Below are 21,496 nucleotides of genomic sequence, written 5' to 3'. Positions count from 1 at the left end.
GGCCTGCCCCGAATACGCTCCATCGATCCGCGCGCGTCCCTTACGGCGTTACCGCCACCGGCAACGGCACCGCCGGATCGAGCGGAATCGCGACCCGCTTGGCGCGGTCCTCCTTTGACGGCTTGCCCTTTGCTCCGCCCACGACATCGCCGAGCAGCTTGAAGAAATTAGTCGCCTCGCGCGGTTCTTCGCAGCAGCTGTTCGGATCGATCAACTTGCCAACCGCACGCACCAGGAACGTGCCCCCACCAAGGATATCGACCCCAGTCGTGCAGCCTTCCGACATCGTTGCGCACGGACTGGACTTCGCAGCCATCGCCCCGCGCCCGTCGGCATAAGGGTTCGATGCCAGCGGCCGGTCGGGCGGGGTGCGCTCCGAGGGTAGCGGGATCCGCGGCGTCCGTGCCGCCTCGCCGCACACCAGAATTTCGTCGTCCTGCGAATTGCCCCGCTGCGACGCGCACGGATCGACGAGGATCGAGATTCGCTCGGGCGGCGACGGGATCGCTCGGGCGGGCGTCGCGGCCTGACCGGCCAGCAGCAGCAACAGGGCAACCATCGGCGCATCTCCCATCTGCCATGCAGCAAGCGCATGGGTGTACCCCGCCGTAGCACTTGTCGGCGTCCGGCGCGACGCGGTAGCGTGTATGCCGATGCTGCTCCCCCTGTTCCTGCTCGCCGCGCAGGCCCCCGCCCCGAGCGCCGCCGATATCGCCCGCGCCGAACGCGTGCTGATGCGCACCCCGATCATCGACGGGCATAACGACCTGCCCTGGGAAATCCGCGACGGCCATCATGCCGCGGTCGAGGCGGTCGACCTGACCGCTGATACCAGCCGGATCGAACCGCCGCTCCAGACCGACCTGCCGCGCATGGCGAAGGGGCATGTCGGCGGGCAGTTCTGGTCGGTATGGATACCGGCGACGACGACGGGTCCGCAGGCGGTAGAGACCACGATCGAACAGATTGATATCGTCCGCCGCATGATCGCCGCCAACCCGACCCGCATGGCGCTGGCGCGCGACGCCGCCGACATGGCGCGCATCACGAAGAGCGGCCGCATCGCCTCGCTGATCGGTGTAGAGGGCGGCCATCAGATCGACGGCCGCCTGTCAGTGCTGCGCCAATATTACAACCTCGGCGTCCGCTACATGACGCTGACCCATGGCAAGAGCGTTGGTTGGGCGGACAGCTCTACCGACGTGCCGCAGGCGAACGGGCTGAGCGATTTCGGGCGCAACGTCCTGGCGGAGATGAACCGGCTGGGCATGCTGGTCGACGTCGCGCACGTGTCCGACGCGACGATGGCGGCAACGCTCGCGGCGACCAAGGCGCCGGTGATCGCGTCGCACTCCAACGCCCGCGCGATCGCCGACCGACCGCGCAACATTCCCAATACCCTGCTGGCGGCGATCGGGCGCAATGGCGGGGTGGTGATGGTCAATGCCTATCCCGCCTTCCTGTCGAGCGCGTGGAACGACTGGGACAACCGGCGCGGCGCCTATGCCAAGGCGCAGGGGCTGCCGAGCAACCGCTATGGCCGCGAGACGCCGCCGGCGCTGCAGGCATGGGAGGCGGCCAACCCGCCCCCTCGCGTCACCGCCGCGACGATGGCCGACCATGTCGAGCATATCGGGAAGGTCGCCGGCCGCGCGCATGTCGGCATCGGCGGCGATTATGACGGCATTTCGGGCACCGGTCCCGAAGGCATGGGCGGCGTCGACGGCTATCCGCTGCTCTTCGCCGAACTGGCGCGGCGTGGCTGGTCCGACAGCGACCTCAGCGCGCTGGCGCAGGGCAATGTCCTGCGCGTGCTGGCACAGGCCGAGGCGGTGGCGAAGTCGCTGGCGAACCAGCCGCCGGTCGACGCCACCGCGCCCTGACCGGCGGGACCCGGCATCAGTCGCGCAGCAGGTCGTTGATGCTGGTCTTGCTGCGCGTCTGGGCATCGACCCGCTTGACGATCACCGCACAGTACAGCGCGGGCTTGCCGTCACCACCGCCGGTCGATCCGGGGACGACCACCGCATACGGCGGTACTTCACCCCGGAAGACTTCGCCGGTTGCGCGGTCGATGATCTTGGTCGAGGCGCCAAGATAAACACCCATCGAGAGCACCGCCCCCTCACCCACGCGCACGCCCTCGGCGACCTCGGCGCGCGCGCCGATGAACGCGCCGTCGCCGATGATGACCGGATCAGCCTGCAGCGGTTCGAGCACGCCGCCGATGCCCGCGCCGCCCGACAGGTGCACATTCCGGCCGATCTGCGCACAGCTGCCCACGGTCGCCCAGGTATCGACCATCGTGCCCTCACCGACATAGGCGCCGATATTGACGAAGCTCGGCATCAGGATCGCGCCCTTGCCGATAAACGCGCCGCGGCGGACGATGCTGCCCGGCACCGCGCGGAATCCCGCCTCGCGGAAGCGATGCTCGCCCCAGCCGGCGAACTTGCTCGGCACCTTGTCGAACCAGTTGGTGCTGCCCGGTCCGTCCATGATAGTGTTGTCGTTCAGGCGGAACGACAGCAGCACCGCCTTTTTCAGCCACTGATTGACCTGCCAGCCGTGGCCGACCGGCTCGGCCACGCGCGCTTCGCCCGCATCGAGCAGCGCCAGCGCGGCGTCGACCGCCTCGCGAACCTCACCCTGGGTGTGGATGGTCAGTTCGGCACGGTTTTCCCAGGCGGCGTCGATCTGGGCGGCAAGGTCGGTCATGATTCCTCCACGAAGCGTAGCCACGCGACGATGTCGTGCGTGATGTAATCGATATGGTCGCGGGCCTCGCCCGGCCCCTGTTCGGACCCGTTGTCGACCCACACGGTGGTCATCCCCGCCGCCTTGGCCGGCACGAGGTTGCGCGCCATGTCCTCGGCGAACAGCGCGGTCGCAGGGTCGATCTCCCACGCCGCGCACAGTCCTTCATAGGCGCTGACATGCGGTTTGGGGCGATAGGCGGTGGCATGGATGTCGTGGATGCCGGCAAAGCTGTCCGACAGGCCGAGCTTGGCCAGCACCCGCCCGGCATAGGTCGCATCGCCATTGGTGAAGACCAGCTTGCGACCCGGCAGCGCAGCGAGCAGGCGCGGCAGGTCGGGATCGGGTACCAGCGGCGACAGGTCGATGTCGTGCACGAAATCGAGGAAATGGTGCGGATCGACCGCCTGTTCGGCCATCAGCCCCGACAGCGACGTGCCGTGATTGTGGAAATGCATTTTCTGCACCCGGTGCGCCTCCGCCGCGTCGCAGCCGAGCAGGTCGCAGATATATTGCCCCATGCGCGCCTCGATCTCGGCGAACAGGTTCGACGACGCCGGATACAGCGTGTTGTCGAGATCGAAGATCCAGTCGCGGACATGGGCGAGCGCAGGTAGCATCGGTCGCGCGCTGTAGGCGGTGCGTGCGATGGCCGCAAGTTCCTCCCCGGTACGGGAAAGGGACGGCCGGCAACCGCGACGGTTGCGTTGCGCGGCCATCCCCCTCCACCACCGCTGCGCGGCGGTCCCCCTCCCCGCGAAGCGGGGAGGATTTAGGCGGCTTCGGTTGCTTCTATCCAGCCGCCGCCAAGCACCCGGTCTCCCGCGTACAACACCGCCGCCTGGCCCGGTGCCACGCCATATTCGGGCGTGTCGAACACCAGCCGGTCGTTCTCCAGCCGCGCCGCGACCGGTTTCGCCATCGAGCGCACCTTGGCGGTCAGCGGTCCGACATGGTCACCGCCGATCCAGTTGATGTCCGACAGCCGCGCCGCGCCGACCGCCAGCGCGCTACGTGGCCCCACGACCAGCCGCTTGGTCTCGGGCTCAAGGCGGACGACATAGAGCGGTTCGGCAAGGCCGCCAATTTCCAGCCCTCGCCGCTGCCCCACAGTATAACCGACCAACCCGCCATGGTGGCCCAACACCTGCCCGCCCAGATCGACGATCTCGCCGCCGTCATTCGCCTCGGGCCGCAGCTTGCGGACCAACCCGGCATAATCGCCGTCGGGGACGAAGCAGATGTCCTGGCTGTCGGGCTTGCCGGCGACGCCGAGACCCAGTTCGGCGGCGATCTCGCGCACCCGCGCCTTCGGCATGCCGCCGAGGGGAAAGCGCAGGAAATCGAGCTGGTTCTGCGTCGTCGCGAACAGGAAATAGCTCTGGTCGCGCGCCGGATCGACCGCGCGGTGCAGCTCGGCACCCCGCGGCCCGACCACCCGCCGGATATAATGGCCGGTCGCAAGGCAATCGGCGCCCAGATCGCGGGCCAGCGCGAACAGGTCGGTGAATTTCGGCCCCATATTGCACTTCACGCACGGGATCGGGGTGCGCCCGGCCAGATAGGCGTCGGCGAAATCGTCGATCACCGTCTCGCGAAAGCTGGTTTCGTGGTCGAAGACATAATGGGCGATGCCCAGCCGGTCGCACACCGCGCGGGCGTCACGAATGTCGCGCCCGGCACAGCACGATCCTGCACGCCCGACCGCCGCGCCATGGTCATAGAGTTGCAGGGTGACGCCGATCGTCTCTGCACCGGTCGCATGGGCGAGGGCAGCGACGACCGAACTGTCGACCCCGCCCGACATGGCGACGACGATCCGCCGCGCGGCGATCGGCGATTCGAGTTGGAAATCAGCGGCATTCATCGTGCCGCCGATAATCCTTTCGGACGCGGCTTGCAAAAATGCCGCTCCATTTACCGGACCTTCAGGTGTGTAGCGTAGCTATGTGGTTAGAAACCCATAAGGGAAATACGCATTGGACCTGAGTTTCGCCCGTTTTGACCGTGGTTTAGCGGCCACGCCGTTGCCGACCGAGCTGGCCGTGTTGCTGGCTGCGGCGACGGGGCGGCAGGCGGCGACGCCGACGGCCCGGTTGCAGACGCGCCTCGCGTGGAAACGCGCGCCGGTATCGCTGCTGACCCCGACCGACGGCGCGTTCAACGGCTGGACGGCGACCTTGCTCGAACCGCGTATCGTGGTGGAACACCACTCCATCCCGAAACCCGCATGGGCATCGCTCGAATGAAGACCATGTTTACCTAGCCGTTTTAGCCCATGTTCAAACGTAAGCCCGCATGACCGCAGAAGTAGGTTTCAGGGGTCCCCACCCCGGCTCGAGGTCCAGTATGATTGAGAACCAGAAAATCCGTCCGGCAAAGGTGATCGGTCCGCTTGGCGAACCGCTCACGATCGATTCGCTGCCCCCGCCCGACACGACCCGCTGGGTCGTGCGGCGCAAGGCGGAAGTGGTCGCGGCGGTCAATGGCGGGTTGATGAGCGTCGACGACGTCTGCATGCGTTACAATCTGTCGGCGGAGGAATTCGCCGGATGGCAGCGTGCGGTCGATCGGTCGGGCATGCCGGGGCTGCGGGTAACCCGGATCCAGCACTACAAGACGCTCTACGAACGGCAGCAGCGTAAATATTGACTATCCATTAAATACGGAGGCGGAACAAGCCAGTCCCTTATGAGTCTTTCCCTGAGTACGACCGGTACGAACAGCGCCGGGTCGCAGGCACCAAATGGAGGGACATCATATGGGTATCATTCTCTGGCTCATCGTTGGCGGTGTCGTTGGTTGGCTGGCCAGCATCATCATGCGCACCGACGCGCAGCAGGGTATCTTCCTGAATATCGTCGTCGGGATCGTCGGCGCGGTGATCGCGGGCTTCGTCACCGGTGCGAACATCAACAACGGCATCACCGTCACCAGCTTCCTGTATTCGCTGGTCGGTGCGATCGTCCTGCTGGCGATCGTCAACCTCGTCCGTCGCGGTACGGTGCGCTAAGCACTGCCTCTCGACGGAGACGAACGGGCCGCCCCTTACCGGGCGGCCTTTTTGTTTTCGACTTGTGCGTATCGCTGGACAGCGGTTCGCGAAAGGTAACAGTCAGCTGGCGGTCAAGTCGGGCAGCGCGGCGCGCATTGTTACCGCGACCCCGGCAGGATCGAAGCAGGTCTCGCTGTCGCCATTGCCGGTCAGCCCCAAGCGCAACAGCTTCGACCCAAAACCGCGCCGGCTGGGTGCCCAGACCGGTGGACCGCCGCTCTCGCACCAATTGAAACGGAGCACGCCGTCGGTCACGCTCCAGTCTACCGACACTTGGCCTGTGCCGTTCGACAACGCGCCATATTTGACGGCGTTGGTGCCCAACTCGTGCAGGATCAGCGCCAGCGACAGCGCCGCGCGCGCGCCGAGCGCGACATCGGGTCCCGACAGGGCGATGCGATCGTCGCAGCCGAATACCGCCAACACCTGCCCGATCGTCGCCCGCATGTCGGCACCGACCCAGTTGCGATCGACCAGCACGTCGTGGGCGACGCCCAATGCCTGCAACCGCCGTTCGAACGCGGCCAGCGGCTCGCGATCGACCGCGCCGCGCAACGTCTGCGACGCGATCGCCTGCACCATCGACAGCGTATTCTTCAACCGATGGGCCAGTTCCTGGATCAGGATGCTCTGACGCGCCTCCGATTCGACTTGGGCCATCCCGACCTCGACCCGGTCGGCGACCTTGCGCAGGAAGACGATCTCTTCGGGCCGCCAGCGGCGCGGCGCCGGGTCATGGACCAGAAATGCCGACACGGTACGGCCGTCGCGACGCACGGGCACGATGACGAACGCGCCGATCGGCATCGCCAGCAGCGCATCGGCGCGGCCGAGCGTCCGTGAATCGGTCTGCACATCGCGCACGACCACCGCCTCCCCGCGCTCGATCGCGCCGTGCAGCGCGCCGAAATCAGCGAGGGTGCGACGCCCGGCGAGCATCGGTCCGCCGATGCGGGTCCAGTCGGGCTCGATCTCGATCTGCGTCGTCGTCGCGTCGATGCGGCCGAACCCCGCCCCGGCAACGTCGAGCGTCTCGCCGACCAGCGTCGATGCGACCTGCGCCACGGCGGCGGCATCATGGCAGTCGCGCAGCACGTCGCCGAGCTGGATCAGCGCGCTCTGCCGCCCCTCGGCACTGCGTTCGTCGGTAATGTCCTGCAGGATCGCGCCGAAGCGTTCGTCGTCGATGCGGAAACAATGGCCGCGAAACCAGCGGCGCAGTGCCGGGATGTGGTGGACGAAGCCGACCGGGGTGCCGTCACGCAACAGCCCGTGCAGGTCGTCGGCCCAGCGCGCCGGCGCAGCCAGGTCGAGCACCCGCCCGGTTTTCGCCAGCATCGTCGCGCGGTCGATGCCCCACAGCGCATACCATGCCGGATTGGCGTCGAAGAACTGCCAGTCGACCACCCGGCCGTCCTTGCCGCGCAATGCCTCGCCCAGCGCGAAGCCGTCGCCGAGATTTTCGAACAGTCCCTGCCAACGCTGCTCGTTGCCGCTCAGCGCCGTCTCGGCAGCGGTGATCCGCGCCAGCGTGGCGTCGCGTTCGGCGAGCAGCCGCCGCATCTCCAGCGTCGTCACCACTTGCCGCGCGAGGCTGCGCATCATCTCGCGCTGAAGGTCGTTCAACCCCTCCGGCCGCGGCGCGATGTCGAGCACGCACAGCGTTCCGATCGCGACGCCGTTCAAGCGCAGCGGCACGCCGGCATAGAATCGCACCATCGGTCCGGCGGTGACGATGCCGCTGTCGCGGGTGCGCGGATCGAGCGACAGGTCGGGGACGACCAGCATGTCGTCGGCATGAAGGGCATGGACGCAGATCGCATCGTCGAGCGAGGTGCCGGGGGCATCGGTGCCGACCCGGGCGGAAAACCACTGCCAATCGGCCTCGATGACGGTGACGAGCGCCACCGGCGCCGCACATATCTGTGCCGCCAGCCGTACCAGATCGTCCTGCGCCGCGTCACCGGTCGGCTGTATCAGGCGATAGTCGCGTATCGCCGCCAGTCGTTCCGCCGTCGCGGGGTCGTCCATCGCCCCCATGTCCTATGCCCCCAAGGCCATGTTCCGAATAGCAATTCCCCAGGGACGACACAAGGGCCGCGCCATGGTTGGCACGGCCCTTGCACCTTTGACCGCCACAGGTCAGCGGCAGTTACATCGGTTTCGGTTGCGATCAGGCGGTCTCGGCGCTCCGCGTCCGTGCCGCGAAGCTCTTGCGCAGCTTCTGGAGCTTGGGCGGGATGACCGCGAGGCAATAGGGATTGCGCTGTCCTTCGCCTTCCCAATATTCCTGATGATAGTCCTCGGCCGGATACCAGGTCGACGCGGGCTCGATCGTAGTCACGATCTTGCCGCGACCTTCGCCCGCACGCTCGATCCCGGCGCGTGCCGCCGCTTCCTGTTCGGGCGACAGCGGGAAGATCGCCGATCGATATTGCGTGCCGACGTCATTGCCCTGGCGATTGAGCTGCGTCGGATCGTGCGTCGCGAAGAAGATGTCGAGCAGGTCGTCATAGCCGATCACGGCAGGGTCGTAGGTCACGCGGATCGCTTCGGCATGGCCGGTATCGCCGCCGCAGACCTGCTTGTAGGTCGGATGCTCGGTCGTGCCGCCGAGATAACCGCTTTCGACCTGTTCGACGCCGATCACATCGCGAAATACCGCTTCGGTACACCAAAAACATCCGCCGGCGAAGATCGCCTGTTCGGTAGCCATTGCGTAATCTCCTTCTGTCAGGGAGATAGGCGCGCGCTGCGGCGGTACAATCGGGGACAGACAAGATGAGCGACGGCAAGGTTCTGGTTACGGGCGGGGCGGGGTATATCGGCAGCCATGCGGTGCTGGCGTTGCTCGACGCCGGACATGATGTCGTCGTGATCGACAATCTGGTCACCGGCTTCGACTGGGCGGTAGATTCGCGCGCCGCGCTGGTCGTCGCCGACATCGCCGACGACAATGCCGTCCGCGCGGCGCTGCGCGAGCACAAGGTCCATGCCATCCTCCACTTCGCCGGATCGGTCGTCGTGCCCGAATCGGTCGAGAACCCGCTCAAATATTACCGCAACAACACCGCCGCCTCGCGCAGCCTGATCGAGAGCGCGGTCGCCGAGGGGGTAAAGCACTTCATCTTCTCCTCGACCGCGGCGACCTATGGCATTCCCGAAGTCGTGCCGGTGCGCGAAGACAGCCCGAAACAGCCGATCAATCCGTACGGCATGTCGAAGCTGATGACCGAGATCATGCTGGCCGACGTCGCCGCCGCGCACCCGATCAACTATGCCGCGCTGCGCTATTTCAACGTGGCGGGGGCCGATCCCCAAGGCCGCTCGGGCCAGTCGACGGCGGGCGCCACCCACCTCATCAAGGTCGCGGTCGAGGCGGCGATCGGCAAGCGCAGCCATGTCGGCGTCTATGGCACCGATTTCGCGACGCCCGACGGCACCGGCGTGCGCGACTATATCCACGTCACCGACCTCGCCAATGCCCATGTCCACGCGCTCGACCTGCTGATGGCCGATCCGACCAAGAACCACACGATGAACGCCGGCTATGGCCGCGGCTATTCGGTCCTCGAAGTGCTCGACGCCGTCGACCGGGTCACCAACCTGACCATCGACCGCCGGCTCGAAGGGCGTCGCGCGGGCGATCCCGACGCGCTGGTCGCCGATAACAGCACCATCCTGTCGACGCTGCCCTGGCGCCCGCAACATGCCGATCTCGACCAGATCGTCCGCGACGCGCTGTCGTGGGAACGCGCGCTGGCGGAGCGCCGCGCGCAGTAATCACCGGTCGGGCAACACCTGATCGGCGACGCCCCAGCCGGCGAGCAGCCGGCTGTCGGCGCGTTTCAGCAATTCCGTAGCGTCGCGGATCGTCCAGTGCGCCGGGCTGTCGATGTCGTCGAGTTCGCGCCATGCGACCGGGGCCGCGACCGGCGCCCCTGCCCTCGCCCGCGCCGAATAGGGGAGCACGGCGGTGCTGCCGCGCTGGTTGCGCAGCCAGTCGATGAAGATCCGCCCTTTCCGCTTCGCCTTCGCCATCGTCGCGACGAAGCGATCGGGTTCGGCCTGCGCCAGTGCGCGCGAGAACCGGTCGGCGAAGTCCTTAACCACCGGCCACTGCGCCTGCGGGGTCAGCGGCACGACGACATGTATCCCCTTGCCGCCCGACAGCATCGCGAAGCTCGCCAGCCCTAGATCGGCGAGATGCTGGTGCAAGTCGTGCGCCGCGCGCTTCACATCGGCAAAGTCCAGCCCCTCATCGGGGTCGAGGTCGAACACCATCCGGTCGGGCCGCTCGACATCGCCGACCCCCGCCCCCCAGCCGTGAAACTCGATCGTCCCCATTTGCACGCAGGCCAGCAGCCCGGCGGCGTCGCGGACGAAAAGATAGGGTTCGCGCCCGCCATCCTTCTCGGCAATCTCGACGCGGTCGACGGCATCACCGAAGCTGCCCGCATCATGTTTCTGGAAAAAGCACGCTTTCGCCCGCCCCTGCGGACAGCGCACCAGACTGATCGGCCGGTTCGCCGCCCATGGCAGCAATAGCGGCGCGACCGCATCCACATAGTCGGCGAGATCGCCTTTGGTCAGCCGGTCGCCGGGGAAAATCACCCGGTCGGCACTGGTGATCCGCACAGCGGATGTCCGCTCGACCGGCGCCGGCGTCTCGCGCACGACGTCCTTGGCCGCCTTGTCGCCGCGCAGCCCCAGAAAGCTGGCGTGGCGGACGATATTGTCGGCAGTGAATTCGGCAAAGGCGATCTCTGCGACCAGTTCGGGCTTCACGAAGCGCGCCCCGCGCCGCACCGGTGCCGGCAGGTCGAGCGGCGCGGTCTTGCGTTCCAGCGGCGCCAGCGCGTCGCGCACCTCGGCCATCGTCGCCGCATCGAAGCCGGTGCCGACCCGCCCGGCATAGCGCAGCCCGTCCTCCCCCTGCACCGCCAGCAACAGCGACTTGAACGGTCGCCCGCGCGCATCGCTGGGGGTCCAGCCGACCAGTATGAATTCCTGCCGATGGGTGCATTTGACCTTCACCCATGCCTTGCTCCGGGTGCCGCGATAGGGGGCGTCGGCCGCTTTCGACACGATCCCCTCATATCCCTCACGGCACATCGCCGCGAACAACTGCTCGCCCGACCCGGTGACATGCTCGGAATAGGCCAGCCGCGCATCGGCATCGGCCAGCACCGCCTGTAACCGTTCCTTGCGCCGCACCAGCGGTTCGTCGCGGCGGTCGCCTTCGCCATCCGTCAACAGGTCGAACAGGAAGCAGCGCATGTCGCCGCCTTCCTTGATCGCCGCCTGCAGCGTCGAGAAATCGGGCTTGCCGTCGTGCAGCGCCACGACCTCGCCATCGAGCAACAACCCCGGCGGAAGGCTCCGTGCAGCTTCGGCGATGCCGGGAAACTTGGTCGTCCAGTCCAGCCCGGTGCGGGTGTAGAGGCGCGGGCCGTCGCCGCCGGTCGCAATCAGGATGCGATAGCCGTCATATTTCACCTCGTGCAGCCAGTTGCTGCCCGCCGGCACGCTGTCGACCAATGTCGCCAGTTGCGGTTCGGTAAAGGCCGGGCGGTCCGCCTTGGCCTTTGCGCGCTTCTTGGGCTTCACCGGCGGCTTGTCGGCGGCGATCTCCTCCATCGTCCGCCCGGTCTTGACGCTGGTCAGCAGGGTATCGGTGAGCGTGTCGGTGCCGCCCGCCTCGCTGTCGGCGACCTTGCGCAACAGCCAGTTCTCGCGCTTCTCCTTGCCCCGCGGTTTCAGGCGGACCAGCAGCCATTCGCCGCGCATCCGCGTGCCCGCCAGCACGAAATGGAGATGCCCCTTCTCTATATCCTTCGCCGACTTGCCCTTGATCGGCGACCATGTCCCCTCGTCCCACAGCATCACCGTGCCGCCGCCATATTCGCCCGCCGGGATCACGCCTTCGAATTCCGCATAGGATAAAGGATGATCCTCGGTGCGGACGGCGAGACGCTTCTGATCGGGATCGATGCTGGGGCCGCGCGTCACCGCCCAGCTTTTGAGCACGCCATCGATCTCGAGCCGGAAATCATAGTGCAGCCGGGTGGCGTCGTGCTTCTGGACGATGAAGCGGTTGCCCTTGCCTTTCGCCAGCGTCCCGGCCGGTTCGGCGGTTCGTGCAAAGTCACGCTTGGCGTTATAGCTTGCCAGCGGATCGGATTTGCCGGCCATGTCAGGCGCGCTTGCGCGCCGCCGGCTTGCGGGCGGTGGTCTTGGCGGCTGGCTTGGCCTTGGGGGCGGCGCGTTTCTTGGGCGCGGGCTTGTCGTCGCTCGTCTTTGCCGCGCCGCCCTTCTCCAGCGATTTCTTGAGCGCGGCCATCAGGTCGACGACATTGCCGCCGCTCGGGCGGTCCTCCTCCTGCGTGTCGACGATCTTGCGCCCCTTGGCCTTCACCTTGCGCTCGACCAGATCCTTCAGCGCATCGACATAGCGGTCGTGAAACTCCTGCGGGTCGAACTTCGCGGTCTTTTTGGCGATCAGCGTCTCGGCAAGGTCCAGCAGGTCCTCGTCGGGCTTGGCATCGGGAATGTCGCGGAAATAGCCCTGCGCGCGATTGACCTCATCGGCATAGCGCAGCGTTTCGAGCACCAGCCCGCGGCCACATGGTTTGAGGCTGACGACATATTCGCGCCCGCGCAGCGCCAACTGGCCCAATCCGACCTTCTTCGTCCGCTTCAGTGCCTCGCGCAACACGATGAACGCTTCTTCGGCCAGGTCGTCGGCGGGCACCACGAAATAGGGTTTTTCGTAATAAATCACGTCGATCTCGTGCGCGTCGACGAACTGGGTCAGTTCCAGCGTCTTTTTCGACTCCAGCTTGACTGCGTCGATCTCCTCCTGATCGAGCAGGACATACTCACCCTTCTCGATCTGATACCCCTTCATGATCTCGTCGGGGTCGACGGGTCCGATGCCGGTCACCGATTTTTCGTAATGGATCGGCTTGCCGCTGGGTTCGTGGATCTGGCGAAAGCTGATGCTCGCCCCCGATTTGGTGGCGCTATAGATTTCGACCGGGATCGATACGAGGGCGAGGCGGATCTGCCCCTGCCAATATGCGCGCGCCGCCATCGCCATTTCCCCCTGAATCGTTGCTCAACCGATTCAATTCGCAGCGGAATGAGTCGTTCCGCGCGCATCGATCGCGCCGGGGTGAAATCGTCGGCGAAAGGGCGTATGTGGCGCCGCATGACCGATCCTTTCGACCTGTTCGATCAATGGTTCGCCGAAGCCAGAACCAGCGAACCCAATGATCCCAATGCGATGGCGCTGGCGACCGCCGATGCCGCCGGACGGCCGTCGGTGCGGATGGTGCTGCTGAAGGGTCATGGCCCCGATGGTTTCGTCTTCTACACCAATCGCGAGGGGCGCAAGGCCGCCGATCTCGCCGCCAATCCCGCTGCTGCCTTGCTCTTCCACTGGAAATCGCTGCGGCGACAGGTTCGGATCGAAGGGCCAGTCACCCGGGCGACCGATGCCGAGTCGGACGCCTATTTCGCGTCGCGCAGCCGCGACTCGCAACTCGGCGCATGGGCATCCGACCAGTCGCGCCCGCTCGATTCCCGGGAAACATTCGAAGCGCGCTTCGCCGGGATGTCGGCACGGTTCGAAGGCAGGGACGTGCCACGCCCACCCTTTTGGGGCGGTTATCGCGTGACGCCCAAGGCGATCGAATTCTGGCAGGATCGCGCGCACCGGCTGCACGAACGGCGCGTCTTTACGGCGGTCGAGGGTGGCTGGAGCGAAGGGTTGCTGTTCCCATGACCGAGACCGAACGCAAACGGGTGATCCCGCTCGCCACCCGCGCCGCCATCGCGTCGGTGACGATGGCAATGTTCCTGCTGGGGCTGAAGGGCTTTGCCGCATGGCATACCGGATCGGTGGCGATGCTCGGCAGCCTTGCCGACACCGCGCTCGACCTGCTCGCCAGCCTCGTGACGCTGTACGGCGTGCGCCTCGCCGCGACGCCCGCTGACCACGACCACCGCTTCGGCCATGGCAAGGCGGAGGCGCTGGCGGCGCTGTTTCAGGTGATGTTGATCACCGCCTCCGCAGCCGGCATCGCATGGCGGGCCATCGCCGCCTTCGGCGCGCCGGGCGAGACACAGGACGTCGAATTCGGCATCGGCGTGTCGGTGATCGCGATGATCGCGACCTTTGCGCTGCTTGCCTACCAGAAATCGATCATCAACCGCACCGGATCGGTCGCGATCCGCGCCGACAATGTCCATTACCAGTCCGACCTGCTGCTCAACCTCGCGGTGATCGTCGCGATGGTCCTCGACCAGGTCTTCCACATTCGCGGCGCCGATCCGGTGATGGGCATATTGATCGCGCTGTGGCTGGGCTGGGGTGCGTTCCAGGCGTCGAGCCAGGCGATCGACCAGTTGATGGACAAGGAATGGCCGGAAGAGGAGCGCCGCGCGTTCCTCGAGGTCGCCGCCCGGCAGGAGGGGTTGCGCGGCATCCACGACTTCCGCACGCGCCGCTCGGGCAGCCACGACTTCGCGCAATTCCATATGGAGGTCGCGCGCGACATGACCGTCGCCGATGCGCACGACGTGGTCGAGAATGTCGAACATGCGCTGCGCCGCGCCTTTCCCAAGGTGGAGGTACTTATACATCTCGATCCCGAAGGCCATGTCGACACCGACAACCCGCTGGTCGAGGCGGACGTGACGCCGCACTGGTTCGGCAAGCGCGTGGGAAGTTACTGATGGCGATGCCCTTCACCGTCGTCGATGCGTTCACCGACCGGCCGTTCGCGGGCAATCCGGCGGCGGTCATGCTGCTCGACGCATGGCCCGACGACGCGCTGCTCCAGTCGATCGCGCTCGAACACAATCTGTCGGAGACCGCGTTCCTCGTGCCGTCCGCCGGGGAGCCCGATTACGAGCTGCGCTGGTTCACGCCGACCGTCGAGATCGTGATGTGCGGCCATGCGACGCTGGCGAGCGGTCATATTGTGCTAGGTGATCGCGACGCCGTTCGCTTCGCCACGCGCAAGGCAGGGGTGCTGACGGTCGGGCGCGACAGCGATGGCTATACGCTTGATCTGCCGGTGACGCGCGTTGCGCCGGCACCGGATGCGGCGTTGCTCGCGGCGCTGAGGTGCGAGGGCGAGGTCTTCGCCAGCGTTGCGGGCGCGCAGCAGACCAGCATCATCCTCTTGCCCGATGCCGCGGCGGTGCGGGCCTGTACGCCCGACATGGCGGCGTTGGCGGCGTGCGAGGTGATGGCGATCGTGACCGCGCCGGGCGACGTCGCCGATGTCGTCAGCCGGGTGTTCGTGCCTGCCTGGGGCGTCGACGAGGACCCGGTGACCGGATCGGCCCATGCCGCACTCACGCCCTTCTGGGCCGAACGGCTGGGGCGCGAACGCCTCACCGCCTATCAGGCGAGCGCGCGGGGCGGGCATTTGACCTGTACGCTGGCCGGCGAGCGTGCGGTGCTGGGCGGGCAGTGCGTCACGGTGATGCGAGGCGAGTTGCTGCTGTAGCTTTGCTTGGGGACGGGCAATGCGGAGTTGGGTAGCAATCGGCAACCGACGCCCCATCTCATTCCCATGACCCGCTATTCGATGCTCGACCTCGTCCCCGTCCGCCAGGGGGGCACTTCCGGCGAAGCGCTGGCCGCTGCCGCCGACCTTGCCGCCCATGCCGAACGCGAGGGCTATTACCGTTATTGGGTTGCCGAACATCACGGCATGCCCGGCATCGCCAGTGCCGCGACGGCGGTGGTGATCGGCCATATCGCCGCCGCCACGAAGGCGATCCGCGTCGGTGCGGGCGGGATCATGCTACCCAACCATGCGCCGCTGACCATCGCCGAACAGTTCGGCACGCTCGACGCGCTGTATCCGGGGCGAATCGACCTTGGTTTGGGTCGTGCTCCGGGATCGGACCAGATCGTCGCCCGCGCACTGCGTCGGACCCTGGACAGCGATCCCAACGCCTTCCCGCAGGACGTGGTCGAGTTGCAGCGCTACTTCGCCGATGATGCGCGCGGCGGCATTCGCGCGGTGCCAGGGGCCGGAGCGAAGGTCGATCTGTGGATCCTCGGGTCGTCGCTGTTCGGCGCGCAGCTGGCCGCGATGCTCGGCCTGCCCTATGCCTTCGCCTCGCACTTCGCGCCGGCCGCGCTCGATCAGGCGCTGGAGGCGTATCGGCGCAACTTCCGGCCGTCGGCAGTACTCGACAAACCCTATGCTGCCGCCGCGTTCAACGTGCTGGCCGCCGATACCGATACGGAGGCCCGGCTGCTCGCCAGTTCGACCGAACAGATGTTCGTCGCGATCCGTACCGGCCAGCCGATCGAGCTGCCCCCGCCGGTCGACGGCTATCGCGAGCGGCTCGGTGCGCAGGGCAATGCGATCCTCGACCATGTCCTCGAATGTTCGGCAATCGGGGGGCCAGAGACGGTACGCGCGGGGCTGGCCAGGTTCATCGATCGCACGCAGGTCGATGAGGTCATCGTTACCGGCGCGATGTTTGATCCGGCAGCGCGCCAGCGCAGCGTGACGATCGCGGCGGAGGCGATGCGCGACCTTCAGGCAGCGGGCAGCCGTAACCTGACCAGCAGCCCGCCCAGATCCTCGCTTTCCTCGAGAGAGGCGGTGCCCTCGTAAATCTCGGCGACGTCGCGGACGATGGCGAGGCCGAGGCCGGTGCCGGGCTTGCCCGAATCGAGCCGGACGCCGCGATCGAAGATGCGCAGCCGGTCGGCCTCCGGGATGCCGCGGCCATCGTCCTCGACCAGCAGTTCGACGAAGCCAGCATCGGCGCGCACCGTCACGAACACGCTGCCCCCGCCATATTTGGCGGCGTTCTCGACCAGATTGCCGAGAATTTCGTCGAGGTCCTGCCGCTCGATCCGCGCGACCAGATCCTTCTGCCCGTCGATATCGATGCGGACATTGGGATAGAGGCGGGCGACGGCGCGCTCGACCGCCTCAACCGAGGTCCAGACCTCCGCCCGGCTATGCGCCGAACCACGCCGCCCGACTGCACGGGCGCGGGCGAGGTGGTGATCGACCTGCCGCCGCATCGTCCGCGCCTCCCGGATGACGGTATCGGCCAGGTCGTCCTGCCCCGCCGCGGCGGCGTTCATGATGACGGTCAGCGGTGTTTTCAGCGCATGGGCGAGGTTGCCAGCATGGCGCCGCGCCTCCTCCGCCTGCCGATCGTTATGTTCGACCAGCGCGTTCAGTTCCTCGACCAGCGGTGCGACCTCGGCGGGCATCGCCCCTTCGACCCGTGCCGACTGCCCGGCGCGCAGCCGCGCAATCGCGTCGCGGACGGCACGCAAGGGGAGCAGCCCGTACCACGTCTGCAACGCGGCCATGACGATCAACCCCAGTCCCAGCAACGCGAACGAACGCACCAGCGTCTTGCGCAGCGCCGCAATCAGCCCGTCGAGCACGTCGCGCGACTCGGCCACCTGGAACCGCCACACGGTCGGCGATCCGGGCAGCGTCAGGTCGCGCTCGACGATGCGGAGCTTCTGTTCGGGGAAGGGCTTGGCGTCATAGACGCGGATGTCGGTATAACGGTGTCCGGTATCGACCGGCAGCTTGCGGTCCCATAGCGAGCGTGACGGCCACGTCTCGTGCCCCGGGCCGCTCACCTGCCAATACAATCCCGAATAGGGTTCGAGAAACCGCTGGTCGGACAGCTGGCGATTGAACGTCACCTCGCCGGTCGAATCGATCTCCGCCGACACGATCAGCGAGTTGAGCAGATATTCGAGCCCGTCATCGGTGTTGCGCGTCACCGCCGACACCAGAACCCGATCGAGCGCGAAGCCGCCGCCGGCCAGCAACAGCATGATCCACAGCGCCGCGACGACGATCATCCGCCGCGACAGCGACCCCGTCACCCGGACATAGGGACGCGGCGCCGGCGCGCGGGGAGCAGGGTCGGCGCCGGTCGCCATCACGTGTGCCTTCAGTCCTCGGCGCCCGCCGGCTTCGGCGCGCCCGGTTCGTCGAGGCTGTAGCCCAAGCCCCGGATCGTCGTGATGACGTCGGCGCCCAGCTTCTTGCGGATGCGCGTCACGAACACTTCGATGGTGTTCGAATCGCGATCGAAATCCTGATCGTAAATATGTTCGATCAATTCGGTGCGGCTGACGACCTTGCCCTTGTGATGGAGCAGGTAGCTCAGCAGCTTGTACTCCTGCGCGGTCAGCTTGACGGGCTCGCCCGCCCGCGTGACCTTGCCCGAGCGGGTGTCGAGGCGGATATCGCCCGCGGTCAGTTCGGCCGAGGCATTGCCCGAGGCACGGCGGATCAGCGCGCGCAGGCGGGCGATCAATTCCTCGGTCTGGAACGGCTTGGCGACATAGTCGTCGGCACCGGCATCGAGCCCCGCGACCTTGTCCGACCAGCTGTCGCGTGCGGTCAGGACCAGCACCGGGGCGGTGCGCCCTTCCTTGCGCCAGCGGTCGAGCACGGTCAGCCCGTCGATCTCGGGCAGGCCGAGGTCGAGGATGATCGCGTCATAGGTTTCGGTGGACCCGAGGAAATGACCTTCCTCGCCATCGGTGGCGAGGTCGACGGCATAGCCCGCGCCCTCCAGCGTGGCGCGCAGCTGGCGGCCGAGATTGGGTTCGTCCTCGACGATCAGGACGCGCATCGGCTTACTCCCCTAGTTTAACGGCTGCGGCCGGTGATCTGGCCGGTACGGGCATCGACATCGACCCAGATCACCGCCCCATCGCGCAGGAATTTGAGCGTGTAAATCCCGCGATCGGGATCATAGTCGAAGCCGAGATACTGGGCACCGCGCACCTGTGGCACGACGCGGCGCTCGATCTCGCGCAGCGGCAGGATCCTGCCTTCCGCCCGCGCCGTCCGGGCCGCCTGATGATCGCGCAGCAACTGATCGGGCATCGCCTGCGCAACACCCGATACCGCCAGCAATCCCGGAACGAGGAACCGAACGACCATCGACATGCGGCGTGGCATAGGGGCAAGGCGTTGAACAGCCCGTGAATAGGGCAGACAGGCTGGCGTAACTTGCTTCGTTCGCGACTGCGGCTTACCTGCCACACATGGCTGCACCGATATTGTCCTATGAGGGCCTTGGATTGATCCAGGGCAATGGCTGGCTGTTTCGCGGGCTCGACATTCATGTCGGGCAGCGGGACCGGCTGGCGCTGATCGGGCGCAATGGTGCCGGCAAGACGACGCTGTTGAAGCTGATCGCCGGATCGATCGATGCCGATGAAGGGCGGCGGACGATCGTGCCGGGCACGCATGTCGTGCTGTTGGAACAGGACCCGAAGGTCGACGGCTATGCGACGCTGCGCGATTTCGCGCTCCGTGGCCCCCACGCGCCGGCCGAGCATGAGGTCGATGCGATCGCCGACCAGCTGGGCATCGACCTGAACCGCGAGGCGGCGACGGCATCGGGCGGCGAGCGGCGGCGGGCGGCGATCGCGCGGGCGCTGGCCGAGAATCCCGACGTGCTGCTGCTCGACGAACCGACCAACCATCTCGACCTGTCGGCGATCGAATGGCTGGAGGAATGGCTGAACCGCTTCAACGGCGCGTTCATCGTCATCAGCCACGACCGTACCTTCCTGACGCGGCTGACCAAATCGACGCTGTGGCTGGATCGCGGCGGTATCCGTCGTGCGGAGATCGGCTTTGGCGGGTTCGAGGCGTGGATGGAACAGGCGGCGGCCGAGGAGGAACGCGCGGCGCAGCGGCTCGATGCGAAGCTCAAGATCGAGGAGCATTGGCTCCACCGCGGCGTGACCGCGCGGCGCAAGCGCAACATGGGGCGGCTGGAAAAGCTGCACGAACTCCGGGCGCAGCGTGCGGCGATGCAGGGGCCGCAGGGTACCGCCAAGATCCAGGTCGAGGCCGACGACACCAAGACCAAGGTCGTGATCGACGCCGAGCATGTAACCAAGGCGTTCGGCGACCGCACGGTGCTCAAGGACTTTTCGCTGCGGGTGCGGCGCGGCGACCGGATCGGCATCGTCGGCGGCAATGGCGCGGGCAAGACGACGCTGCTGCGCCTGCTGACCGGTGATCTGGAGCCAGATGCGGGCACGATCATGCGCGCGCAGACGCTCGACGGGATCGTCATCGACCAGCAGCGCAAGCTGATGGCGCCCGAAAAGCGCGTGCGCGACGTGCTGGCCGATGGCGGCGACTGGATCGAGGTCAACGGCTCCAAGAAGCACGTCCATGGCTATCTCAAGGAGTTCCTGTTCGATCCGTCGATCGCCGAGGCGCGGATCGGCACGCTGTCGGGCGGCGAGCGGTCGCGGCTGCTGCTGGCACGCGAATTCGCGCGGCCGTCGAACCTGCTGGTGCTCGACGAGCCGACCAACGATCTCGACCTCGAGACGCTCGATCTGTTGCAGGAGGTGATCGGCGATTATGCCGGCACGGTGCTGATCGTCAGCCACGACCGCGACTTTCTCGACCGGACGGTGACAGTGACGCTGGGGCTGGACGGTTCGGGCCATGTCGATGTCGTGCCGGGCGGCTATGCCGACTGGGTCGCCAAGCGGCGCGAGCGGACGGTGGCGAAGGCCAAGGCGAAGCCGGTCGAGGCGGCGGCGCCCAAGCCCAAATCGACCAAGATGAGCTACAAGGACCAGCGTGACCTCGATATCCTGCCCGGCCGGATCGAGGAACTGGAGGCGGCGATCGCGCGGGATGAGGCGCTCCTGGCCGATCCGGCGCTGTACACGAAGGACCCGAAGCGCTTCGCGGCGCTGACTGCGCAGATCGACACGGCACGGGCCGAAAAGGACGCGGCGGAGGAGCGCTGGCTGGCGCTGGCGGAGATGGCCGAGGCGTAAGCTCTTCCCCGTGCCGGGGAGGATTTAGATTGCCTTGCCGTGCCGGCCCGCCAGCTCGGTCACATATTGCCACGCCACGCGGCCCGAGCGGCTGCCGCGTTTCGTAGCCCAGTTGATCGCTTCCTGTCCGTCGAACGGCAGGCCGTAGGCCGCGCAATAGCGTTCGACGATCGCGACATACTGGTCCTGATCGACGACGTGGAAGCCGAGCGACAGGCCGAACCGGTCGGCGAGCGCTAGCGCATCGTCGATGCCGTCGCGCGGGTTGATGGCGCTGTCTTGCTCTTTCAGATCGCGCGGCACGAGGTGGCGGCGGTTGGCGGTGACGATCAGCCGGACGTTCGGCGGGCGCCCCTCCGCGCCACCCTCCAGCAACGATCGCAGCGCGCGGCCATCGGCGGGCGTGTCGAAGCCCAGATCGTCGACGAACACCACGAACGACCGCTCGACCGATGAGAGCAGCGCGAACAGCGCGGGCAGTCTGGCGAGCGCGGTCGCCGGTGCCTCGACCAGTGCCAGCCTGCCGCCATCGGCCTGCACCTGACCCACCGCCGCCTTGACCAGCGCCGACTTGCCGGTGCCGCGCGCGCCCCAGAGCAGCACGTCATGCGCCGCTGCCCCCGCCGCCAGCCGCGCGAGATTGGCGGTCAGCGCGTCGCGTTGCGCATCGATCCCGACCAGCCGCCCGATCGGCAGCGGCCGGAACCCGCGCGCGGCCGACAGCACCGCCCCGTCCCAGCCATAGGCCGGATGCGTCAGCGGATCGGCGGCGGGCGGCGGCGATGGCGACAGGCGTTCGAGCGCGGCGGCGATGCGAAGGAGCGGATCGGTCATGC

Annotated in this window: 22 protein-coding genes; 10 read left to right on the top strand and 12 right to left on the bottom strand. The window is 66.9% G+C overall.

Going from position 1 to position 21,496, the window contains the following annotated elements; all coding sequences use genetic code 11:
- Positions 1-40: 40 nt before the first annotated feature.
- Positions 41-559 (bottom strand): hypothetical protein, encoded by a 519-nt coding sequence (locus ACTHQV_RS04645; RefSeq protein WP_440488600.1) that lies wholly within the window; start codon positions 557-559, stop codon positions 41-43.
- 94 nt (positions 560-653) lie between these two features.
- On the opposite strand from ACTHQV_RS04645, the gene ACTHQV_RS04640 reads away from it, so the two are divergent.
- Positions 654-1,883, top strand: coding sequence for a dipeptidase (locus ACTHQV_RS04640; RefSeq protein WP_440488599.1), 1,230 nt, complete (start codon positions 654-656; stop codon positions 1,881-1,883).
- 16 nt (positions 1,884-1,899) lie between these two features.
- Here the strand turns inward: ACTHQV_RS04640 and dapD are convergent, their stop codons facing one another.
- The 3 genes from dapD to mnmA form a co-directional block, all read right to left on the bottom strand.
- On the bottom strand, positions 1,900-2,718 hold the full coding sequence (dapD, locus tag ACTHQV_RS04635; protein WP_440488598.1) for a 2,3,4,5-tetrahydropyridine-2,6-dicarboxylate N-succinyltransferase: 819 nt from the start codon (positions 2,716-2,718) through the stop codon (positions 1,900-1,902).
- On the bottom strand, positions 2,715-3,377 hold the full coding sequence (locus ACTHQV_RS04630; RefSeq protein WP_440488597.1) for a pyrimidine 5'-nucleotidase: 663 nt from the start codon (positions 3,375-3,377) through the stop codon (positions 2,715-2,717). The genes dapD and ACTHQV_RS04630 overlap by 4 nt, the downstream gene beginning before the upstream one ends.
- A gap of 152 nt (positions 3,378-3,529) precedes the next feature.
- Positions 3,530-4,624, bottom strand: a complete 1,095-nt coding sequence (gene mnmA, locus ACTHQV_RS04625; RefSeq protein WP_440488596.1) for a tRNA 2-thiouridine(34) synthase MnmA — start codon at positions 4,622-4,624, stop codon at positions 3,530-3,532.
- A 178-nt stretch (positions 4,625-4,802) separates the two neighbouring features.
- Here mnmA and ACTHQV_RS04620 point away from each other — a divergent pair, with 178 nt between their 5' ends.
- The 3 genes from ACTHQV_RS04620 (at position 4,803) to ACTHQV_RS04610 (ending at position 5,770) form a co-directional block, all read left to right on the top strand.
- Positions 4,803-5,006 carry a hypothetical protein gene (locus ACTHQV_RS04620; RefSeq protein WP_440488595.1) on the top strand — a complete coding sequence of 68 codons (204 nt, stop codon included), beginning with the start codon at positions 4,803-4,805 and terminating at the stop codon, positions 5,004-5,006.
- Between the two features lie 100 nt (positions 5,007-5,106).
- The gene (gene sciP, locus ACTHQV_RS04615; protein ID WP_440488594.1) at positions 5,107-5,409 is read left to right on the top strand and encodes a CtrA inhibitor SciP; all 303 of its coding nucleotides are present in this window, start codon (positions 5,107-5,109) and stop codon (positions 5,407-5,409) included.
- Between the two features lie 109 nt (positions 5,410-5,518).
- Complete coding sequence (locus ACTHQV_RS04610) at positions 5,519-5,770, top strand: GlsB/YeaQ/YmgE family stress response membrane protein (RefSeq protein ID WP_056458690.1); 252 nt, start codon at positions 5,519-5,521, stop codon at positions 5,768-5,770.
- 102 nt (positions 5,771-5,872) lie between these two features.
- On the opposite strand, the gene ACTHQV_RS04605 is transcribed toward ACTHQV_RS04610, so the two are convergent.
- Positions 5,873-7,843 (bottom strand): GAF domain-containing protein, encoded by a 1,971-nt coding sequence (locus ACTHQV_RS04605; RefSeq protein ID WP_440488593.1) that lies wholly within the window; start codon positions 7,841-7,843, stop codon positions 5,873-5,875.
- Positions 7,844-7,985: 142 nt separating this feature from the next.
- Positions 7,986-8,528 (bottom strand): peptide-methionine (S)-S-oxide reductase MsrA, encoded by a 543-nt coding sequence (gene msrA / locus ACTHQV_RS04600; protein WP_440488592.1) that lies wholly within the window; start codon positions 8,526-8,528, stop codon positions 7,986-7,988.
- A gap of 65 nt (positions 8,529-8,593) precedes the next feature.
- Between msrA and galE the strand changes: the two genes are divergently transcribed.
- Positions 8,594-9,595, top strand: a complete 1,002-nt coding sequence (gene galE, locus ACTHQV_RS04595) for a UDP-glucose 4-epimerase GalE (RefSeq protein WP_440488591.1) — start codon at positions 8,594-8,596, stop codon at positions 9,593-9,595.
- Here the strand turns inward: galE and ligD are convergent, their stop codons facing one another.
- Positions 9,596-12,007: a DNA ligase D gene (gene ligD / locus ACTHQV_RS04590; RefSeq protein WP_440488590.1), complete on the bottom strand. Its 2,412-nt coding sequence runs from the start codon at positions 12,005-12,007 to the stop codon at positions 9,596-9,598. It lies immediately after the preceding gene.
- Between the two features lies 1 nt (position 12,008).
- On the bottom strand, positions 12,009-12,908 hold the full coding sequence (gene ku / locus ACTHQV_RS04585) for a non-homologous end joining protein Ku (protein WP_440488589.1): 900 nt from the start codon (positions 12,906-12,908) through the stop codon (positions 12,009-12,011).
- A gap of 117 nt (positions 12,909-13,025) precedes the next feature.
- On the opposite strand from ku, the gene pdxH reads away from it, so the two are divergent.
- The 4 genes from pdxH (at position 13,026) to ACTHQV_RS04565 (ending at position 16,464) form a co-directional block, all read left to right on the top strand.
- Positions 13,026-13,601 carry a pyridoxamine 5'-phosphate oxidase gene (pdxH, locus tag ACTHQV_RS04580; RefSeq protein WP_440488588.1) on the top strand — a complete coding sequence of 192 codons (576 nt, stop codon included), beginning with the start codon at positions 13,026-13,028 and terminating at the stop codon, positions 13,599-13,601.
- Positions 13,598-14,554: a cation diffusion facilitator family transporter gene (locus ACTHQV_RS04575; RefSeq protein ID WP_440488587.1), complete on the top strand. Its 957-nt coding sequence runs from the start codon at positions 13,598-13,600 to the stop codon at positions 14,552-14,554. The genes pdxH and ACTHQV_RS04575 overlap by 4 nt, the downstream gene beginning before the upstream one ends.
- On the top strand, positions 14,554-15,336 hold the full coding sequence (locus ACTHQV_RS04570; protein WP_440488586.1) for a PhzF family phenazine biosynthesis protein: 783 nt from the start codon (positions 14,554-14,556) through the stop codon (positions 15,334-15,336). The genes ACTHQV_RS04575 and ACTHQV_RS04570 overlap by 1 nt, the downstream gene beginning before the upstream one ends.
- A gap of 66 nt (positions 15,337-15,402) precedes the next feature.
- Positions 15,403-16,464: an LLM class flavin-dependent oxidoreductase gene (locus ACTHQV_RS04565; RefSeq protein ID WP_440488585.1), complete on the top strand. Its 1,062-nt coding sequence runs from the start codon at positions 15,403-15,405 to the stop codon at positions 16,462-16,464.
- Here ACTHQV_RS04565 and ACTHQV_RS04560 read toward each other — a convergent pair.
- The 3 genes from ACTHQV_RS04560 to ACTHQV_RS04550 are packed head-to-tail and all read right to left on the bottom strand — an operon-like array spanning position 16,386 to position 18,792.
- Positions 16,386-17,771 (bottom strand): sensor histidine kinase, encoded by a 1,386-nt coding sequence (locus ACTHQV_RS04560; RefSeq protein ID WP_440488584.1) that lies wholly within the window; start codon positions 17,769-17,771, stop codon positions 16,386-16,388. The genes ACTHQV_RS04565 and ACTHQV_RS04560 overlap by 79 nt on opposite strands.
- An 11-nt stretch (positions 17,772-17,782) precedes the next feature.
- Positions 17,783-18,472, bottom strand: a complete 690-nt coding sequence (locus ACTHQV_RS04555; protein WP_125661011.1) for a response regulator transcription factor — start codon at positions 18,470-18,472, stop codon at positions 17,783-17,785.
- A 17-nt stretch (positions 18,473-18,489) separates the two neighbouring features.
- Positions 18,490-18,792 carry a PepSY domain-containing protein gene (locus ACTHQV_RS04550; RefSeq protein ID WP_440488583.1) on the bottom strand — a complete coding sequence of 101 codons (303 nt, stop codon included), beginning with the start codon at positions 18,790-18,792 and terminating at the stop codon, positions 18,490-18,492.
- Between the two features lie 98 nt (positions 18,793-18,890).
- On the opposite strand from ACTHQV_RS04550, the gene ACTHQV_RS04545 reads away from it, so the two are divergent.
- Positions 18,891-20,660, top strand: coding sequence for an ABC-F family ATP-binding cassette domain-containing protein (locus ACTHQV_RS04545; protein ID WP_440488582.1), 1,770 nt, complete (start codon positions 18,891-18,893; stop codon positions 20,658-20,660).
- Positions 20,661-20,684: 24 nt separating this feature from the next.
- Here ACTHQV_RS04545 and ACTHQV_RS04540 read toward each other — a convergent pair whose 3' ends face one another.
- On the bottom strand, positions 20,685-21,494 hold the full coding sequence (locus ACTHQV_RS04540) for a DUF815 domain-containing protein (RefSeq protein WP_440488581.1): 810 nt from the start codon (positions 21,492-21,494) through the stop codon (positions 20,685-20,687).
- Between the last annotated feature and the right edge of the window lie 2 nt (positions 21,495-21,496).

Source organism: Sphingomonas sp. SAFR-052 (assembly GCF_051965015.1).
Classification (GTDB): domain Bacteria; phylum Pseudomonadota; class Alphaproteobacteria; order Sphingomonadales; family Sphingomonadaceae; genus Sphingomonas.
Note: the sequence above shows the minus strand (reverse complement) of the source record. Positions and strands in the feature narration are given on the sequence as shown.

Bases quoted from the DNA above. Each gene is read 5' to 3' on its own strand.
- ACTHQV_RS04645 (WP_440488600.1), bottom strand. From the start codon at position 559: ATGGTTGCCCTGTTGCTGCTGCTGGCCGGTCAGGCCGCGACGCCCGCC.
- ACTHQV_RS04640 (WP_440488599.1), top strand. From the start codon at position 654: ATGCTGCTCCCCCTGTTCCTGCTCGCCGCGCAGGCCCCCGCCCCGAGC.
- dapD (WP_440488598.1), bottom strand. From the start codon at position 2,718: ATGACCGACCTTGCCGCCCAGATCGACGCCGCCTGGGAAAACCGTGCC.
- ACTHQV_RS04630 (WP_440488597.1), bottom strand. From the start codon at position 3,377: ATGCTACCTGCGCTCGCCCATGTCCGCGACTGGATCTTCGATCTCGAC.
- mnmA (WP_440488596.1), bottom strand. From the start codon at position 4,624: ATGAATGCCGCTGATTTCCAACTCGAATCGCCGATCGCCGCGCGGCGG.
- sciP (WP_440488594.1), top strand. From the start codon at position 5,107: ATGATTGAGAACCAGAAAATCCGTCCGGCAAAGGTGATCGGTCCGCTT.
- ACTHQV_RS04610 (WP_056458690.1), top strand. From the start codon at position 5,519: ATGGGTATCATTCTCTGGCTCATCGTTGGCGGTGTCGTTGGTTGGCTG.
- ACTHQV_RS04605 (WP_440488593.1), bottom strand. From the start codon at position 7,843: ATGGACGACCCCGCGACGGCGGAACGACTGGCGGCGATACGCGACTAT.
- msrA (WP_440488592.1), bottom strand. From the start codon at position 8,528: ATGGCTACCGAACAGGCGATCTTCGCCGGCGGATGTTTTTGGTGTACC.
- galE (WP_440488591.1), top strand. From the start codon at position 8,594: ATGAGCGACGGCAAGGTTCTGGTTACGGGCGGGGCGGGGTATATCGGC.
- ligD (WP_440488590.1), bottom strand. From the start codon at position 12,007: ATGGCCGGCAAATCCGATCCGCTGGCAAGCTATAACGCCAAGCGTGAC.
- ku (WP_440488589.1), bottom strand. From the start codon at position 12,908: ATGGCGGCGCGCGCATATTGGCAGGGGCAGATCCGCCTCGCCCTCGTA.
- pdxH (WP_440488588.1), top strand. From the start codon at position 13,026: ATGACCGATCCTTTCGACCTGTTCGATCAATGGTTCGCCGAAGCCAGA.
- ACTHQV_RS04575 (WP_440488587.1), top strand. From the start codon at position 13,598: ATGACCGAGACCGAACGCAAACGGGTGATCCCGCTCGCCACCCGCGCC.
- ACTHQV_RS04570 (WP_440488586.1), top strand. From the start codon at position 14,554: ATGGCGATGCCCTTCACCGTCGTCGATGCGTTCACCGACCGGCCGTTC.
- ACTHQV_RS04565 (WP_440488585.1), top strand. From the start codon at position 15,403: ATGACCCGCTATTCGATGCTCGACCTCGTCCCCGTCCGCCAGGGGGGC.
- ACTHQV_RS04560 (WP_440488584.1), bottom strand. From the start codon at position 17,771: ATGGCGACCGGCGCCGACCCTGCTCCCCGCGCGCCGGCGCCGCGTCCC.
- ACTHQV_RS04555 (WP_125661011.1), bottom strand. From the start codon at position 18,472: ATGCGCGTCCTGATCGTCGAGGACGAACCCAATCTCGGCCGCCAGCTG.
- ACTHQV_RS04550 (WP_440488583.1), bottom strand. From the start codon at position 18,792: ATGTCGATGGTCGTTCGGTTCCTCGTTCCGGGATTGCTGGCGGTATCG.
- ACTHQV_RS04545 (WP_440488582.1), top strand. From the start codon at position 18,891: ATGGCTGCACCGATATTGTCCTATGAGGGCCTTGGATTGATCCAGGGC.
- ACTHQV_RS04540 (WP_440488581.1), bottom strand. From the start codon at position 21,494: ATGACCGATCCGCTCCTTCGCATCGCCGCCGCGCTCGAACGCCTGTCG.